17 protein-coding genes are annotated in these 15,060 nt (G+C 61.4%); 15 read left to right on the forward strand and 2 right to left on the reverse strand.

Annotated features, from left to right (window positions below; all coding sequences use genetic code 11):
* Window positions 1–7 precede the first annotated feature (7 nt).
* From phnF to phnP, 11 genes are read left to right on the forward strand one after another with little or no spacing between them, the layout of a single operon-like run.
* Entirely contained in the window at window positions 8–733 is a 726-nt protein-coding gene (phnF, locus tag IM265_RS14000) for a phosphonate metabolism transcriptional regulator PhnF (protein ID WP_048958895.1), read from the forward strand.
* A complete protein-coding gene (phnG, locus tag IM265_RS14005) occupies window positions 734–1,186 on the forward strand; it encodes a phosphonate C-P lyase system protein PhnG (protein WP_193031990.1) in 453 nt (150 codons plus the stop codon).
* The gene (gene phnH, locus IM265_RS14010; RefSeq protein WP_045630769.1) at window positions 1,183–1,767 is read left to right on the forward strand and encodes a phosphonate C-P lyase system protein PhnH; all 585 of its coding nucleotides are present in this window, start codon (window positions 1,183–1,185) and stop codon (window positions 1,765–1,767) included. Before phnG ends, phnH begins: the two co-directional genes overlap by 4 nt.
* Entirely contained in the window at window positions 1,767–2,831 is a 1,065-nt protein-coding gene (locus IM265_RS14015) for a carbon-phosphorus lyase complex subunit PhnI (protein ID WP_028015209.1), read from the forward strand. Before phnH ends, IM265_RS14015 begins: the two co-directional genes overlap by 1 nt.
* Window positions 2,824–3,669, forward strand: a complete 846-nt coding sequence (gene phnJ, locus IM265_RS14020) for an alpha-D-ribose 1-methylphosphonate 5-phosphate C-P-lyase PhnJ (RefSeq protein ID WP_041911512.1) — start codon at window positions 2,824–2,826, stop codon at window positions 3,667–3,669. Before IM265_RS14015 ends, phnJ begins: the two co-directional genes overlap by 8 nt.
* Entirely contained in the window at window positions 3,666–4,421 is a 756-nt protein-coding gene (phnK, locus tag IM265_RS14025) for a phosphonate C-P lyase system protein PhnK (protein WP_045261067.1), read from the forward strand. Before phnJ ends, phnK begins: the two co-directional genes overlap by 4 nt.
* Window positions 4,422–4,430: 9 nt before the next feature.
* Window positions 4,431–5,111, forward strand: a complete 681-nt coding sequence (gene phnL / locus IM265_RS14030; RefSeq protein ID WP_047366876.1) for a phosphonate C-P lyase system protein PhnL — start codon at window positions 4,431–4,433, stop codon at window positions 5,109–5,111.
* Window positions 5,108–6,244: an alpha-D-ribose 1-methylphosphonate 5-triphosphate diphosphatase gene (gene phnM / locus IM265_RS14035; RefSeq protein WP_193031992.1), complete on the forward strand. Its 1,137-nt coding sequence runs from the start codon at window positions 5,108–5,110 to the stop codon at window positions 6,242–6,244. The genes phnL and phnM overlap by 4 nt, the downstream gene beginning before the upstream one ends.
* Complete coding sequence (gene phnN, locus IM265_RS14040; RefSeq protein ID WP_028015204.1) at window positions 6,241–6,792, forward strand: ribose 1,5-bisphosphokinase; 552 nt, start codon at window positions 6,241–6,243, stop codon at window positions 6,790–6,792. The genes phnM and phnN overlap by 4 nt, the downstream gene beginning before the upstream one ends.
* A complete protein-coding gene (gene phnO, locus IM265_RS14045; protein WP_182034389.1) occupies window positions 6,785–7,219 on the forward strand; it encodes an aminoalkylphosphonate N-acetyltransferase in 435 nt (144 codons plus the stop codon). The genes phnN and phnO overlap by 8 nt, the downstream gene beginning before the upstream one ends.
* A gap of 9 nt (window positions 7,220–7,228) precedes the next feature.
* On the forward strand, window positions 7,229–7,987 hold the full coding sequence (gene phnP / locus IM265_RS14050) for a phosphonate metabolism protein PhnP (protein ID WP_182034391.1): 759 nt from the start codon (window positions 7,229–7,231) through the stop codon (window positions 7,985–7,987).
* Window positions 7,988–8,039: 52 nt separating this feature from the next.
* Here the strand turns inward: phnP and yjdP are convergent, their stop codons facing one another.
* Together yjdP and IM265_RS14060 are read right to left on the reverse strand one after the other, a co-directional pair.
* Window positions 8,040–8,363 carry a DDRRRQL repeat protein YjdP gene (gene yjdP, locus IM265_RS14055; RefSeq protein ID WP_028015201.1) on the reverse strand — a complete coding sequence of 108 codons (324 nt, stop codon included), beginning with the start codon at window positions 8,361–8,363 and terminating at the stop codon, window positions 8,040–8,042.
* 69 nt (window positions 8,364–8,432) lie between these two features.
* A complete protein-coding gene (locus IM265_RS14060) occupies window positions 8,433–10,712 on the reverse strand; it encodes an ATP-binding protein (protein ID WP_182034393.1) in 2,280 nt (759 codons plus the stop codon).
* A 125-nt stretch (window positions 10,713–10,837) separates the two neighbouring features.
* Here IM265_RS14060 and IM265_RS14065 point away from each other — a divergent pair, with 125 nt between their 5' ends.
* The 4 genes from IM265_RS14065 to IM265_RS14080 are packed head-to-tail and all read left to right on the forward strand — an operon-like array spanning window position 10,838 to window position 15,058.
* Complete coding sequence (locus IM265_RS14065; RefSeq protein WP_028015199.1) at window positions 10,838–12,358, forward strand: sugar ABC transporter ATP-binding protein; 1,521 nt, start codon at window positions 10,838–10,840, stop codon at window positions 12,356–12,358.
* On the forward strand, window positions 12,355–13,350 hold the full coding sequence (locus IM265_RS14070; RefSeq protein ID WP_028015198.1) for a ribose ABC transporter permease: 996 nt from the start codon (window positions 12,355–12,357) through the stop codon (window positions 13,348–13,350). Before IM265_RS14065 ends, IM265_RS14070 begins: the two co-directional genes overlap by 4 nt.
* A 30-nt stretch (window positions 13,351–13,380) precedes the next feature.
* Window positions 13,381–14,322, forward strand: coding sequence for an ABC transporter substrate-binding protein (locus tag IM265_RS14075; protein WP_028015197.1), 942 nt, complete (start codon window positions 13,381–13,383; stop codon window positions 14,320–14,322).
* Between the two features lie 49 nt (window positions 14,323–14,371).
* Window positions 14,372–15,058 carry a D-lyxose/D-mannose family sugar isomerase gene (locus tag IM265_RS14080; RefSeq protein WP_041911521.1) on the forward strand — a complete coding sequence of 229 codons (687 nt, stop codon included), beginning with the start codon at window positions 14,372–14,374 and terminating at the stop codon, window positions 15,056–15,058.
* Window positions 15,059–15,060: the final 2 nt, after the last annotated feature.

Genomic DNA, 15,060 nt, shown 5'->3' on the forward strand with positions numbered 1-15,060 from the left:
GATTGGTATGCACTTATCCAGACATCCGACCAGTTACCCTACCCGCTGGCAAGAGATTGCGGCCAGGCTCGAAGTGGAGCTGCGCACGCATTACCGCTGCGGTGACTACCTGCCCGCCGAGCAGCAGCTTGCCGACCGCTACGAAGTGAACCGCCACACCCTGCGCCGCGCCATTGACCAGCTGGTGGAGCGCGGCTGGGTCCAGCGCCGTCAGGGCGTTGGCGTGCTGGTGCTGATGCGCCCGTTTGACTACCCGCTCAACGCCCAGGCGCGTTTTAGCCAGAATCTGCTGGATCAGGGTAGCCATCCAACCAGCGAAAAGCTGCTCTCGGTTCTGCGCCCGGCCTCCCATCACGTGGCGGATGCGCTCGGGATTCAGGAGGGTGACAACGTCGTACACCTGCGTACGTTGCGCCGGGTCAACGGCGTGGCGGTCTGCCAGATCGACCACTACTTCGCGGACCTGGCCCTCTGGCCAGTGCTGCAACATTTCGCCAGCGGTTCCCTGCATGATTTCCTTCAGGACGCGACGGGTATCGCGCTCAAACGCACCCAGACGCGCATCAGCGCCCGCCGTGCACAGGCGAAAGAGAGCAAGGTGCTGGAGATCCCCAATATGGCTCCGCTGCTCTGCGTGCGCACCCTCAACCACCGTGACGGCGAGATCAACGCGACGGAATACTCCGTCAGCCTGACCCGCGCCGACATGATTGAATTCACCATGGAGCACTGAATGCACTTCGACACCTCCACCCGACAGCGCTGGATGCGCGTGCTGTCCCATAGCCAGCCTGCTGCGCTGGCCGCCCGCATGAACGCACTCGGCCTGATGCCGGACTACGACACGATCCGCGCGCCGGAGATCGGCCTGGTGCAAATCCAGGCACGCATGGGCGGCACCGGCGAGCGCTTCTTCGCCGGCGATGCCACCCTCACCCGCGCGGCTATCCGCCTTAACAGCGGCACGCTGGGTTATAGCTACGTACTTGGGCGAGACAAAACGCACGCCGAGCGCTGCGCGGTGATCGACGCGCTTTTACAGGAACACCCGCATTTCCAGACGTTAATGGAAACCCTTATTGCCCCGCTGGAAGCCGACCGCGCCGCACGCCTTGCCGCGCGTCAGGCCGAAGTGAACACCAGCCGGGTCGACTTCTTTACGCTCGTTCGCGGAGACAACGCATGACGCTTCAACCTGCTTTTACCCTGGCCGTCCAGGATGCCCAACAGAGTTTCCGTCGCCTGCTGAAGGCCATGAGCGAGCCCGGCGTGATCGTCTCGCTGCACCAGCTCTCGCAGGGCTGGCTGCCGCTGAACCTCGCCTCCACCAGCGTGCTGCTGACGCTGGCGGACAACGACACCCCGGTATGGCTGTCAGGCGCATTGCTGAACGATATCGCCAGCCAGAACCTGCGCTTTCACACCAGCGCGCCGCTGGTCGATCAGCCCCAGCAGGCGGTCTTTGCCGTGGCCGACGAGCAAATCAGCCATGAACAGCTTAACGCCCTTAGCGAAGGCAGCGCCGTCGCACCGGAAACCAGCGCCACGCTGATTTTGCAGGTCTCCAGCCTGAGCGGTGGCCGCATGCTTCGCCTGACGGGCGCAGGCATCGCCGACGAGCGGATGGTCGCGCCCCAGCTGCCGGAGTGCATCATCCATGAGCTGACCGAGCGCCCGCACCCGTTCCCGCTCGGCATTGACCTGATCCTGACCTGCGGCGAGCGCCTGCTGGCAATCCCGCGGACTACCCACGTGGAGGTGTGCTGATGTACGTAGCCGTCAAAGGAGGCGAAAAGGCGATCGCCGCCGCTCATGCCTTACAGGAGCACAGACGCCGGGGCGATGAACAGCTTCCCGAGCTGAGCGTCGCCCAGATTGAGCAACAGCTTAACCTCGCGGTTGACCGCGTGATGACCGAGGGCGGCGTTGCTGACCGCGAGCTTGCAGCGCTGGCGCTGAAGCAGGCCAGCGGCGATAACGTGGAAGCCATCTTCCTGCTGCGCGCCTGGCGCACCACCGTTCCACGTCTGGCAGTCAGCGAGCCGGTGAACACGGCGGAAATGCGCCTGGAGCGCAGAATCTCTGCCGTTTATAAAGACATTCCCGGCGGCCAGCTGCTTGGCCCGACTTACGACTACACCCATCGTCTGCTGGACTTCACGCTGCTGGCGAACGGCGAAGCCCCAACGCTCAGCACTTCAGACGTCGAACAGGAACCGTCTCCGCACGTCTTCAGCCTGCTGGCAAACCAGGGGCTGGCGAAAGCGGAAGAAGACACTGGCGCCACGCCGGACGACGTCACCCGCACGCCGCCGGTCTACCCGTGCTCACGCTCGTCCCGTCTGCAACAGCTGATGCGCGGCGACGAAGGGTATCTGCTGGCGCTGGCCTACTCCACACAGCGCGGCTACGGGCGCAACCACCCGTTCGCGGCAGAGATCCGCAGCGGCTATCTCGACGTCGAAATCGTGCCGGAAGAGCTGGGTTTTGCGGTGAACGTCGGCGAACTGCTGATGACCGAGTGCGAAATGGTCAATGGTTTCGTCGCGCCAGAGAATGAAGACCCGCATTTTACCCGCGGCTACGGGCTGGTGTTTGGCCTCGGCGAGCGCAAGGCGATGGCGATGGCGCTGGTTGACCGCGCCCTGCAGGCGCCGGACTACGGCGAGCACATTGCCGGCCCGGCGCAGGACGAAGAGTTCGTGCTGGCCCACGCGGACAACGTCGAGGCCGCAGGCTTTGTCTCGCACCTCAAGCTGCCGCACTACGTCGATTTCCAGGCCGAACTGGAACTGCTGAAACGCCTGCAACGGGAGCGCGCCAATGGCTAACTTAAGCGGCTACAACTTTGCCTATCTGGATGAGCAAACTAAACGCATGATCCGCCGCGCCATCCTTAAGGCAGTGGCGATCCCCGGCTATCAGGTGCCGTTTGGTGGCCGTGAAATGCCGATGCCGTACGGCTGGGGCACGGGCGGCATTCAGATCACCGCCAGCGTGATTGGCGAAGCGGACGTGCTGAAGGTTATCGACCAGGGCGCGGACGATACCACCAACGCTGTGTCGATCCGCAACTTCTTTAAGCGCGTGACGGGCGTCAACACCACCGAAAAAACCGAAGACGCGACGCTGATCCAGACCCGCCACCGCATTCCGGAGACTCCGCTGACGGAAGATCAGATTCTGATTTTCCAGGTGCCGATCCCGGAGCCGCTGCGCTTTATCGAGCCGCGCGAAACCGAGACCCGCACCATGCACGCGCTGGAAGAGTACGGGATCATGCAGGTCAAACTTTATGAAGACATCGCCCGCTTCGGCCATATCGCCACCACCTACGCCTACCCGGTGAAGGTCAACGGGCGCTACGTCATGGACCCGTCGCCAATCCCAAAATTCGATAACCCGAAGATGGACATGATGCCTGCCCTGCAGCTCTTTGGTGCCGGACGTGAAAAACGCATCTACGCCGTGCCGCCGTATACGCGTGTCGAAAGCCTGGATTTCGACGATCACCCGTTTACGGTGCAGGAGTGGGACGAGCCGTGCGCCATCTGCGGATCCAAACACAGCTATCTTGATGAAGTGGTGCTGGACGATACGGGCAAACGGATGTTTGTCTGCTCCGACACCGATTACTGCCGCCAACAGAGCGAGGCGAACGGCCAATGAAACCGCTGCTTTCGGTTAATAACCTGACCCACCTTTATGCGCCGGGAAAAGGCTTCAGCGACGTGTCGTTCGAGCTGTGGCCGGGCGAAGTGCTGGGCATTGTCGGCGAGTCCGGCTCCGGCAAAACCACCCTGCTGAAGTCCATCTCCGCGCGCCTGACGCCGCAACACGGCGAGATCCTGTATCAGGGACGCTCCCTCTACGACATAAGCGAGGCCGAGCGCCGGCGCCTGCTGCGCACCGAGTGGGGCGTGGTGCATCAGCACCCGATGGACGGCCTGCGCCGTCAGGTGTCGGCGGGAGGCAATATCGGCGAACGGCTGATGGCCACCGGCGCGCGCCACTACGGCAACATCCGCGCCACCGCACAGCACTGGCTGGAGGAGGTGGAGATCCCCGCCTCGCGCATTGACGACCTGCCAACCACCTTTTCCGGCGGTATGCAGCAGCGTTTGCAAATTGCCCGCAATCTGGTCACCCATCCAAAGCTGGTGTTTATGGATGAACCCACCGGCGGGCTGGACGTCTCCGTGCAGGCCCGCCTGCTCGACCTGCTGCGCGGCCTGGTGGTGGAGCTGAACCTGGCGGTGGTGATTGTCACCCACGATCTGGGCGTTGCGCGCCTGCTGGCGGACCGCCTGCTGGTGATGAAGCAGGGTCAGGTGGTGGAAAGTGGGCTGACCGACCGCGTGCTCGACGACCCGCATCATCCGTACACCCAGCTGCTGGTGTCGTCGGTATTACAGAATTAAGAGGCCAACATGATCCACGTTGAAAATGTCAGTAAGACCTTTGTGCTCCACCAGCAAAATGGCGTGCGCCTGCCGGTGCTGCAAAATGCCTCGTTAGAGGTGAGTCAGGGTGAATGCGTGGTGCTGCACGGCCACTCCGGCAGCGGTAAATCGACCCTGCTGCGCTCCCTGTACGCCAACTATTTACCGGACGAAGGCCACATCCATATTCGCCATAACGAAGAGTGGGTCGATCTGGTTCAGGCCCCGGCGCGCAAGGTGCTGGAAGTGCGCCGCTCAACGATCGGCTGGGTCAGCCAGTTCCTGCGGGTGATCCCGCGGATCTCCGCCCTGGATGTGGTGATGCAGCCCCTGCTGGATCTCGGCGTGCCGCGCGAAACCTGCGCCGCCAGGGCCGCCAGCCTGCTGACGCGCCTCAACGTGCCGGAGCGCCTGTGGCACCTCGCCCCGTCGACCTTTTCCGGCGGCGAGCAGCAGCGCGTGAATATCGCGCGCGGGTTTATCGTCGACTATCCGATATTACTGCTGGATGAACCCACCGCCTCGCTCGACGCTAAAAACAGCGCAGCGGTGATAGCACTGATCGAACAGGCCAAAGCGCGCGGGGCGGCGATCGTCGGGATCTTCCACGACGACGCCGTCCGCAATCGCGTAGCGGACAGGCTGCACCCGATGGGGACAAACGCATGATTATCAATAATGTCAGGCTGGTGCTGGAAAATGAGGTCGTGAAGGGTTCGGTTGAAATCCAGGATGGCGTCATCCGCGCCTTTGCCGAAACCCAAAGCCGTTCTCCTGAAGCGATGGACGGCGACGGCGGCTGGCTGCTGCCGGGGCTGATTGAGCTGCATACCGATAATCTGGATAAATTCTTCACCCCGCGCCCGAAGGTGGACTGGCCCGCCCATTCGGCGATGAGCAGCCACGACGCGCTGATGGTCGCCAGCGGCATCACCACGGTGCTGGACGCGGTGGCGATCGGCGACGTGCGCGACGGCGGCGATCGTCTGGAAAATCTGGAGAAGATGATCAACGCCGTGGAGGAGACGCAAAAGCGCGGCCTCAACCGCGCCGAGCACCGCCTGCACCTGCGCTGCGAGCTGCCGCACCACACCACCCTGCCGCTGTTTGAAAAGCTGGTCGGCCGCGAGCCGGTCTCGCTGGTTTCGCTGATGGATCACTCCCCGGGACAGCGCCAGTTCGCCAACATTGAAAAATATCGCGAATACTATCAGGGCAAATACTCGCTCAACGACGCGGAGATGGCGCGCTACGAAGAAGAGCAGCTGGCGCTTGCGGCACAATGGTCGCAGCCGAACCGTCTCTCCATTGCCGCGATGTGTCGGGACCGCAACATTGTGCTGGCCAGCCATGACGACGCCACGCACGATCACGTACGGGAATCCCACCAGCTTGGTAGCGTGATCGCCGAATTTCCCACCACGTTCGAGGCGGCTGAAGCCTCCCGTGAGCACGGTATGAACGTGCTGATGGGCGCGCCGAACATCGTGCGCGGCGGCTCGCACTCCGGCAACGTGGCGGCAAGCAAACTCGCTTCCCTCGGCCTGCTGGATATCCTCTCGTCTGACTACTACCCCGCCAGCCTGCTGGACGCGGCCTTCCGCGTTGCAGACGACGAGGACAACCGCTTTACGCTGCCGCAGGCGATTCGACTGGTGACGAAAAACCCGGCCAGCGCGCTCAACCTTCACGACCGCGGTGAGATTGCCGAAGGCAAACGGGCAGACCTGGTGCTGGCGCACCGCAAGGGCGAGCACGTTCATATCGACCACGTCTGGCGTCAGGGAAAAAGGGTGTTCTGATGGGAAGACTCATCTGGTTAATGGGCCCGTCCGGCTCGGGAAAAGACAGCCTGCTGTCGGCATTACGGCAGCGGGAACATTCACAGCTGCTGGTGGCGCACCGCTACATTACCCGCGCGGCGAACGCTGGCAGTGAAAACCATATCGCCCTGAGCGAGCAGGAGTTTTTTACCCGCGCCGGGCAAAATCTGCTGGCGCTGAGCTGGCACGCGAACGGCTTTTATTACGGCGTCGGCATCGAGATCGACCTCTGGCTGCACGCAGGCTTCGACGTGCTGGTTAACGGCTCGCGCGCGCATCTGCCGCAGGCAAAAGCCCGGTACGAAGCGGCGCTGCTGCCGGTCTGTTTGCAGGTTTCTCCGGATATTCTGCGCAGCCGCCTGCAAAGCCGGGGGCGCGAAAATGCGCGTGAGATCGACCAGCGGCTGGAACGTGCGGCGCGCTACACTCCGTCGGGCTGTCATGTCCTCAATAATGACGGAAGTTTGCTACAGTCAGTCGAGACCTTTTTATCGCTTATTCGCCAGAAGGAGAGACAGCATGCCTGACTGCCAGCTTCGCCCCGCCACCACCGACGATGCACAAATTGTTTACGCCCTGATCTGTGAACTGAAGCAGGCAGAGTTCGATCACCAGGCGTTTCACGCCGGATTTCTGGCCAACCTTCAGGATCACAACATGCGCTACCAGCTTGCCGAGCTGGACGGACAGGTCGTCGGCATGATCGGCCTGCACATGCAGTTTCACCTGCACCACGCCCGCTGGATCGGCGAGATCCAGGAGCTGGTGGTGATGCCGCAGGCGCGCGGGTTAAAGATTGGCAGCCAGCTGCTGGCCTGGGCGGAAGACGTAGCACGAGAGGCGGGCGCGGAGTTGACCGAACTCTCCACCAGCGTGAAGCGCACGGACGCCCACCGCTTTTACGTTCGTGAGGGATATACGCAGAGCCATTTTCGATTCACCAAACCGCTGTAGAGGTGCGTTATGAGTCTGACCATCACGTTAACGGGAACAGGAAGCGCCCAGCTGGTCCCGGTCTTTGGCTGCGACTGCGCGGCGTGTCGCAGGGCGCGCCTGCAGGACAACTATCGCCGTCGCCCCTGTAGCGCGGTGGTCAAATTCAACGATGCAGTCACCCTGCTGGATGCGGGCATTCCGCACCTGATGGACGACTGGCCGGCGGGCAGTTTCCAGCAGTTTTTACTCACGCACTATCATATGGATCACGTCCAGGGGCTATTCCCCCTGCGCTGGGGCGTGGGCGCGACCATCCCGGTGTACGGCCCGCCGGACGACGCAGGCTGTGACGATCTGTTTAAACACCCCGGCATTCTGGATTTCATCCACACGGTCGAGCCGTTCGTGATGTTTGAGCTGCAGGGGCTGCGGGTCACGCCGCTGCCGCTCAACCATTCAAAACTGACCTTCGGGTATCTGCTGGAATCGGCCCATAGCCGCGTGGCGTGGCTTTCTGATACCGCCGGGTTGCCGGATAAAACGGTGACGTTTCTGCTCAACAATCAGCCACAGGCGATAATCATCGACTGCAGCCATGAACCGCGTCCGGAGACGCCGCGCAACCACAGTGATTTAAATACGGTGATTGCCCTGAACGAGGTGATTGGCTGTCCGCAGGTGATCCTGACGCACATTAGCCATCAGTTTGACGCATGGATGATGGATAACCCGCTGCCGGACGGCATTGAAGCGGGATATGACGGGATGGTACTGGTGCTGGATTAGGTTTTCTCCCTCTCCCGTGGGAGAGGGCTGGGGTGAGGGCAACAGGCCGCACTTAGCCGCGATCGTAATCATCTTCCAACCTGCGCTCGTCCTCTTCTAACCGACGCCTGTCGTCGTCCAGCTGGCGCTGACGCTCGTCTAAGCGGCGGCGTCTGTCTTCGAGCTGCCGACGACGATCGTCGTACTGTCGGCTGTCGATTTGACGGCTGCGGTCGTAACGATCGTCGTCATCGTCATTACGGCTGCTGCTGGGGTTGTAGGCATCGTTGATCGCCTGCTGAATGTTGCCAATGGCGTCATCAATCACATCGGCATGCGCCAGTTGGCTGGTTAAAGTCAGCAGACCAAATAACAGGACGGTAGAGTAACGTTTCATAAGGCCAGACTCGCAGGGGAACTGGTCTTACGGTAATGAATGGCTGGGAACCGGGGTAGCGGAGGAATCTCAAATTACCATCACCTTCCGCAGCACCTGCGCCAGCTGCTGGCGGGTAAACGGCTTACGCAGTAACGGAACGTCCGGCAGCTGCGGGTTATGCGCCGGGCGCAAATCCTGCCCGCTGATCAGCAGCACCGGAAGCTGCGGGTAATGGCTGCGCACATGGTTAATCACCTCGGCCCCGCTCAGGCTTCCGGGCAACATCAGATCGCTGATAAACATACCAATATCCGGCGACGCCGCCAGCATGCTCAGGGCCTGCTCGCCGCTGTCCGCTTCGAGCGTCAGGTAGCCAAGCTGATGCAGCTGTTCGCACAGGGTCTGGCGAACGTCCGCCTCATCTTCCAGCACCAGTACAAGCCGCTCGTGATCCACGGACGTTGTGGCAGCCAGCGCTTCATCCTCCGAAACGGCGGGCAGCGTCGAGCGCGGGAGGTGGAGCCGCACGGTCGTTCCTTGTCCCGGCGCGCTTTCGATCTCTACCCGCCCCCCGGACTGACGCACAAAACCGTACACCATCGACAGGCCCAGCCCACTTCCGCTCCCGGTCTGCTTGGTGGTGAAGAACGGTTCAAAAACCCGGGATTTCACCTCCTGCGACATCCCGCTGCCGCGATCGATGACCTCCAGCGCTACCATATCCTGCCTGCGTCCGTCGCTGCGGGTCACGCGCTGGTTCCAGGTGCGAATTTTGATCGCCCCGCTCTGGCCTTCCATCGCATCCCGGGCGTTCATCACCAGGTTGATAATGGCGTTTTCCAGCTGGCTGACGTCAATCCACGCGGGCCATGCCGGGGTTTGCGCTTCAATCTCCAGGGTAAGCGTGGCGGGCAGCGAGTGGCGCATCAGTTCCCGTAGGTTTTCCAGCAGGGGCAGCATCTCTACTGCATGCGGCGTCAGGGACTGTTTGCGGGAAAACGCCAGCAGCCGCTGGGTCAGCAGCGCGCCGCGTTCGGCTGCCTTCAGCGCACGGGTAATGCGCGGTGCGTCGTTTGATTCGGGGTCTGTCAGCTCAAGGCTGCCGATGATCACCGCCAGCAGGTTGTTAAAATCATGCGCCAGCCCGCCTGTCAGCTGTCCGACGGCCTTCATCTTCTGGCTGTGCAGCAGCGCCTCTTCCAGCCCCTGACGCTCGATGCGGTCGATCTCCATCTGCGTGGTTTTCTCTTTCAGCAGACGCGTGGTGTGCTCAAGCGAGGCGGTGTTGCGGGCAAAAACGTTAAACGCGCGCGCCAGCTCGCCCAGCTCGTCGCGCCGCTGCAGCGCAGGAACAGAAACATCCTGTTCACCGTGGGCAAGTCGCGACATCGCCCGGGAGATGGCCGTCAGGTTGGAGCCCAGATTGCGGTAGATATACCAGCAGGCGCAGCCGGTGATGATCAGCGCCAGCACGGCGAAGATGCTGATAAACACGCTGATGGATTGCAACTCGTGATGGCTCTGGGCCGTGCGAAGCCGGGAAGCCTGCGCCACCTGCTCAACGTACTGATTAATATCGCTATTAAGGATCGCCACCAGCGCCTTAATGTGGAACATATACCAGCTGATGGACAGATCGCTCTCCTCCAGTTGCTTCGACAGCGGGGCAAGCTTGCGCAGCTCGGCGTTAAAATCGGGCAAAACGCCCTCCACGACCGGCTGTATGGCGCTTCGGGGCAGCGTGGCGGTCACGGCGTCCAGCTGCTGAACGGTAGCACGCGGCGAAGGTGTATCAATCGCGGCCGCGATCAGCCGATCCATCTCCATCAGCTGCCGCGCGTCCGGCACGTTGCTGCCGAAGCGACGGTTGATGTCCTGAAGATGGCGTAAATAGCTCTGGCTTTGATAGAGCGAGCTCAGCAGCGCGTTACGCTCAAGATGCCGCTTTTGCCCGCGCTCCAACATCCCCGTTACGCTTTGCTGTAATTCATTGCTTCTGCGAATAATCCGCGCCACCAGCGCCGGCTCCTGCTGCGCCAGCGGGGCATCCGCCAGCTGTTCCAGCGAGCGGCGCAGCGCCGTTTGCATCTGCTTCAGCCGCTCGGCCTCGCCTTTGTACTCCAGCGCCCCCACTACCTGCGAAAGCCGCACCGCCGCCGTTGCCACGTTGGCCGTGTCGCGCGCGAGGTTCATGCTCCCGGTCATGTCGTCCAGCGTTTGCTGTTGGACCTGCTCCTGGATCTGGCTGGCATGACGAAAGCCGAGCACCGCCACGCCGCTCACCATCAGCGTGACGGCGACCACCAGCAGGTTAAATATCAGCAGGCGACCGCGGGCGCTGGAGAAGAACGGGGGGCGTGAAGACATGTTGACTCCGTAACTGTGATCCACATTCGCTATTCATAACTATGACAAATATGAACAGCTTCTGACATTTTGCATTTACGCACCTGTGATGAAGTGCAGATATCGACATTCACAGGAGATCCGCCATGAGCAGAACCCCGGTTTTAGAGATGCGCCACATTGCCAAAACCTTTGGCAATTTCCACGCGCTCAAGGGCGTGGATTTGACGGTCTTCCCCGGTGAGATCCACGCGCTGATGGGGGAAAACGGCGCGGGAAAAAGCACGCTGATGAAGATCCTCGCGGGGGCCTATACCGCCACCGGCGGCGAGATCCTGATCGACGGCCAGCCGTTTCACATCAAAGGGCCGAAGGACGCGCTGGCCGCAGGCATTACCCTGATTTACCAGGAGATGCAGCTCGCCCCCAATCTGACCGTCGCGGAAAATATCTTCCTCGGCAGCGAGTTGTCGCGCGGCGGGCTGGTGCAGCGCAAGGAGATGGCCGCCCAGGCGCAGGCGGTGATTGACCGTCTCGGCGCGCAGTTCAGCGCCACCGACCTGGTGATGAAGCTGACCATCGCCGAGCAGCAGCAGGTGGAAATCGCCCGCGCGCTGCACCGCAACAGCCGCATCCTGGTGATGGACGAACCCACCGCCGCCCTCTCCTCCCGCGAAACCCATCGCCTGTTTGAACTGATTTTGCGCCTGCGCGATGAAGGCATGGCGATTATCTATATCAGCCACCGCATGGCGGAAGTGTATGAACTCTCTGACCGCGTGAGCGTTCTGCGCGACGGGCAGTACGTCGGCAGCCTGACGCGCGACAAGCTGAACGCGTCTGAACTGGTGAAGATGATGGTGGGCCGCCCGCTCAGCGATCTGTTCAACAAAGAGCGCGATATCCCTCTCGGCAGCCCGCGTCTCAACGTGCACCACCTCACCGACGGTAAAAAAGTGCAGCCATGCAGCCTGCAGGTGCGCTCCGGTGAAATCGTCGGGCTGGCGGGGCTGGTCGGGGCCGGACGCTCCGAGCTGGCGCAGTTGATTTTCGGCGTGCGCAAGGCCACCGGCGGGATGATTGAGGTGGACGGCGAGCCGGTGGTGATCCACTCCCCGCGCGCGGCCATTGAAAACGGGATTGGTTTTCTCACCGAGAACCGCAAGGAGCAGGGGCTGTTTCTGGAGCTGGCGGCGCAGGAGAACATCACCATGGCGACGCTGGAGCGCGACGCCACCTTCGGCATGCTTAACCGCAAAAAAGCCCAGTCCATTTCCGATGATGCTATCGCCCTGCTTAACATCCGCGTGCCCCATTCTCAGGTGCGCGCGGGCGGGCTCTCCGGCGGCAACCAGCAAAAGCTGCTGATCTCCCGCTGGGTGGCGATTGGCCCGCGCATTCTGATTCTCGACGAACCCACGCGCGGGGTGGACGTCGGTGCCAAAAGCGAGATCTACCGCATCATGAACCAGATGGCGCGCAAGGGCGTGGCGATTTTGATGATCTCCAGCGAGCTGCCGGAAGTGGTGGGGATGAGCGACCGGGTGTACGTAATGCGGGAAGGCAGCATTGCGGGTGAACTGCACGGGCGCGACATCTCTCAGGAAAATATTATGACGCTGGCAACCGGCGTGAACGACACACATCATCAGGCGGTGCAATCATGACAACTCCAACCCATCCGCAGCAGGTGGCGAAATCCGCCTCCGCCAAAAAAATGCTGATGAGCGATCTGATGCAAACGGTCGGCATTTTGCCGATTTTAATCCTGATTGTGGCGGTGTTTGGCTTTATCGCCCCGAACTTCTTTACCGAAAGTAACCTGCTCAACATTACCCGTCAGGCGTCGATCAACATCGTGCTGGCGGCGGGGATGACCTTCATCATTCTGACCGGCGGGATTGACCTCTCCGTGGGCTCGATTCTGGGCACCACGGCGGTGGCGGCGATGGTGGTCTCGCTTATTCCTGAATTCGCGATGCTCTCCATTCCGGCGGCGCTGATGCTCGGCATGGTGCTGGGGCTGTTCAACGGCGCGCTGGTGGCCTTCGCCGGGCTGCCGCCGTTTATCGTCACGCTCGGCACCTATACGGCGCTGCGAGGCGCGGCGTATCTGCTGGCGGACGGCACCACGGTGATTAACTCCAGCATCAGCTTCGAGTGGATCGGCAATAACTATCTCGGCCCGATTCCGTGGCTCGTCGTCATTGCCCTGGCGGTCATCGCTATCTGCTGGTTCATCCTGCGCCGCACCACGCTCGGCGTTCATATCTACGCGGTCGGCGGCAACATGCAGGCGGCGCGCTTAACCGGCATCAAAGTCTGGCTGGTGCTGCTGTTTGTCTACGGCATGAGCGGCCTGCTCTCCGGCCTCGGCGGGGTGATGAGCGCCTCGCGCCTCTACAGCGCCAACGGTAACCTCGGCACGGGTTACGAGTTGGATGCGATTGCGGCAGTGATCCTCGGCGGCACCAGCTTCGTCGGCGGGATCGGCACGATCACCGGCACGCTGGTGGGGGCATTGATCATAGCCACCCTCAACAACGGCATGACGCTGATGGGCGTCTCCTACTTCTGGCAGCTGGTGATCAAAGGGGCGGTGATCATCATAGCGGTGCTAATCGACAAATACCGTACCCGACATCATCAAAGTGCATAACAACAATACCCTACAAGCGAGGAAGACAAGATGCGTTTGAAACCCTTAGTGACCGCGCTCTGTGCTGGCGCGCTGCTGGCCGCAACGCCGTTTGCGCAGGCAAAAGATCTGAAGTCCATCGGCGTGACGGTGGGCGACCTGGCTAACCCGTTCTTCGTGCAGATCACCAAAGGTGCCGAGCTGGAAGCGCGCAAGCTGGCTGGCGATAACGTCAAGGTGACGCTGGTTTCCAGCGGTTACGATCTGGGCCAGCAGGTGTCGCAGATCGATAACTTCATCGCCGCGAAGGTGGACATGATCATCCTCAACGCTGCGGATTCCAAAGGGATCGGCCCGGCGGTGAAGCGGGCCAAAGAAGCGGGGATCGTGGTCGTGGCGGTGGACGTGGCGGCGGAAGGGGCCGATGCGACCATCACCTCCGATAATACTCAGGCGGGGGAAATGGCCTGTAAGTACATTACCGACCGCCTGAAAGGCAAAGGCAACGTGGTGATCATCAACGGACCGCCGGTCTCCGCGGTGCAGAACCGCGTGGAAGGCTGCCAGACGGAATTCAAAAAACATCCGGACATCAAGGTGCTCTCGGACAACCAGAATGCCAAAGGCAGTCGTGAAGGCGGGCTGGAAGTGATGACCTCCCTGCTGGCGGCCAATCCGAAGATCGACGGCGTATTCGCGATTAACGATCCGACCGCGATCGGCGCCGATCTGGCGGCGAAACAGGCCCAGCGCAACGAGTTCTTTATCGTCGGCGTGGACGGTTCCCCGGACGGTGAAGAGGCGCTGAAGCGCGAAAACTCCCTGTTTGTGGCGACCCCGGCGCAGGATCCGCAGGTGATGGCGGCGAAGGCGGTGGAGATCGGCTATGACATTCTGCAGGGCAAACCCGCGCCGAAAGAGCCTGTGCTGATCCCAGTGACGATGATCGATAAAAAGAACGTCGGCACGTATAAGGGGTGGACGGTTAAATGATCCTTTTCCCTCTCCCACAGGGAGAGGGAACTGTTTTCAAGGAGTCCCCATGAAACGCTCCGACATCAATGAAATCCTCGGCCACACGCGGCAGTTCTTTTCCATGCACGACGTGCATCTCCCGCCGTTTGCCAGCTTTCCGCCAACCAAATGGCAGCAGCTTGATCGGGCCGCATGGCAGGAAGTGTTTGACCTCAAGCTCGGCTGGGACGTGACCGCTTTCGGCGGCAACAGCTTTGCCGCGCAGGGTCTGACCCTGTTTACCCTGCGCAACGGCTCCCCCAACGGCGTGCCGTATGAGAAATGCTACGCCGAAAAAATCATGCACGTGCGCGACGGCCAGGTGACGCCGATGCATTTTCACTGGCGCAAGCGGGAAGACATCATTAACCGGGGCGGCGGGAACCTGATTATTGAGTTATGGAATGCGGGAGCGCATGAAGAGACCGAAAACACCGACGTGACCGTCACGATTGACGGCTGTCGGCAAACCCACGCTCCCGGCAGCCAGCTGCGCCTCACACCAGGAGAAAGCATCTGTCTCACGCCCGGCCTGTATCACAGCTTCTGGGGCGAACGCGGCTTTGGCGACGTGCTGGTGGGCGAAGTGTCGTCGGTGAATGACGACGAGCACGACAACCACTTTTTGCAGCCCGTTGCCCGCTATAACAACATCGAAGAAGACGAACCGGCGGTGCTGGTGCTGTGCAACGAGTACAACCTGTTTCGGAGATAAGG

Source organism: Enterobacter cloacae complex sp. P17RS (assembly GCF_014895885.1).
Taxonomy (GTDB): Bacteria; Pseudomonadota; Gammaproteobacteria; order Enterobacterales; family Enterobacteriaceae; genus Enterobacter; species Enterobacter bugandensis.

What these genes read in the sequence shown, in the direction of transcription:
- IM265_RS14070 (WP_028015198.1), top strand. Translation starts at nt 12,355, where the DNA reads ATGACAACTCCAACCCATCCGCAGCAGGTGGCGAAATCCGCCTCCGCC.
- phnG (WP_193031990.1), top strand. Translation starts at nt 734, where the DNA reads ATGCACTTCGACACCTCCACCCGACAGCGCTGGATGCGCGTGCTGTCC.
- phnF (WP_048958895.1), top strand. Translation starts at nt 8, where the DNA reads ATGCACTTATCCAGACATCCGACCAGTTACCCTACCCGCTGGCAAGAG.
- IM265_RS14080 (WP_041911521.1), top strand. Translation starts at nt 14,372, where the DNA reads ATGAAACGCTCCGACATCAATGAAATCCTCGGCCACACGCGGCAGTTC.
- IM265_RS14060 (WP_182034393.1), bottom strand. Translation starts at nt 10,712, where the DNA reads ATGTCTTCACGCCCCCCGTTCTTCTCCAGCGCCCGCGGTCGCCTGCTG.
- phnK (WP_045261067.1), top strand. Translation starts at nt 3,666, where the DNA reads ATGAAACCGCTGCTTTCGGTTAATAACCTGACCCACCTTTATGCGCCG.
- IM265_RS14015 (WP_028015209.1), top strand. Translation starts at nt 1,767, where the DNA reads ATGTACGTAGCCGTCAAAGGAGGCGAAAAGGCGATCGCCGCCGCTCAT.
- phnO (WP_182034389.1), top strand. Translation starts at nt 6,785, where the DNA reads ATGCCTGACTGCCAGCTTCGCCCCGCCACCACCGACGATGCACAAATT.
- phnL (WP_047366876.1), top strand. Translation starts at nt 4,431, where the DNA reads ATGATCCACGTTGAAAATGTCAGTAAGACCTTTGTGCTCCACCAGCAA.
- IM265_RS14075 (WP_028015197.1), top strand. Translation starts at nt 13,381, where the DNA reads ATGCGTTTGAAACCCTTAGTGACCGCGCTCTGTGCTGGCGCGCTGCTG.
- phnJ (WP_041911512.1), top strand. Translation starts at nt 2,824, where the DNA reads ATGGCTAACTTAAGCGGCTACAACTTTGCCTATCTGGATGAGCAAACT.
- phnM (WP_193031992.1), top strand. Translation starts at nt 5,108, where the DNA reads ATGATTATCAATAATGTCAGGCTGGTGCTGGAAAATGAGGTCGTGAAG.
- phnP (WP_182034391.1), top strand. Translation starts at nt 7,229, where the DNA reads ATGAGTCTGACCATCACGTTAACGGGAACAGGAAGCGCCCAGCTGGTC.
- phnH (WP_045630769.1), top strand. Translation starts at nt 1,183, where the DNA reads ATGACGCTTCAACCTGCTTTTACCCTGGCCGTCCAGGATGCCCAACAG.
- IM265_RS14065 (WP_028015199.1), top strand. Translation starts at nt 10,838, where the DNA reads ATGAGCAGAACCCCGGTTTTAGAGATGCGCCACATTGCCAAAACCTTT.
- yjdP (WP_028015201.1), bottom strand. Translation starts at nt 8,363, where the DNA reads ATGAAACGTTACTCTACCGTCCTGTTATTTGGTCTGCTGACTTTAACC.